Below are 690 nucleotides of genomic sequence, written 5' to 3' on the forward strand. Positions count from 1 at the left end.
CTCCACCGTCGGTTAGAGTCTGGCTCAACCTGAGGACGGACAATGAAGCGAACGAGATTTACGGACGAACAGATCATCCACTGCCCGGCAGGCGCATGGGCAGCAAGTAGGTTCGGGAACCCATTTTCGTCCATCTCTCAGGAGCGCATTTGCCAAAACGATAAGTTTTCGCATGACTGCGGTCTGAGCAACTTTTCTTGGCTTTCCTGCTTGAACGAGGTCTTGGAACTTGGCCTTGGACGAGCTGTTGTGCTGGATGTCGCTGAGCGCCGGCATGAAGAGGACCTGCCGGACAGACTGCCGGCCTCCTTGGATATGTTCCTGACCACGCCATTGCCCTGATTGGCGCGATATCGGGGCCAGCCCGGCCAAAGCGGCAGCTTCCTTTCCCGACAGGCTGCCGAGTTCCGGCATGTCTGCAAGCAAGGCCGTTGCCGAAACGAGGGAGATGCCGGGGATGCTGACCAAGATGCTCAGTCGTTCCATCAGCCCGGTGTCAGAGGCGATGAGCGCCTGCATCGTCGCATCTATACGCGCGATCTGCCGCTCGACCTGTGCCAGTCGTTGCGTGAGAAAACGGCGCAGGACCACTTGCCTTGCCATCTTGAGCCGCGTTCTCGCGGCGGTGCGATCCTTGATCAGGCCTCGGCGGAACACCAGTAAATCGCGTAGATCTGCAACGACTTCAGG

Annotated in this window: 1 protein-coding gene; it reads right to left on the reverse strand. The window is 58.7% G+C overall.

What is annotated here, in order from left to right; all coding sequences use genetic code 11:
- Positions 1 to 24 precede the first annotated feature (24 nt).
- On the reverse strand, positions 25 to 690 hold a 666-nt coding region (locus tag PAA8504_RS21735; protein WP_146190567.1), incomplete at its 5' end, for a transposase.

Source organism: Palleronia abyssalis, from assembly GCF_900302445.1.
Taxonomy (GTDB): domain Bacteria; phylum Pseudomonadota; class Alphaproteobacteria; order Rhodobacterales; family Rhodobacteraceae; genus Palleronia; species Palleronia abyssalis.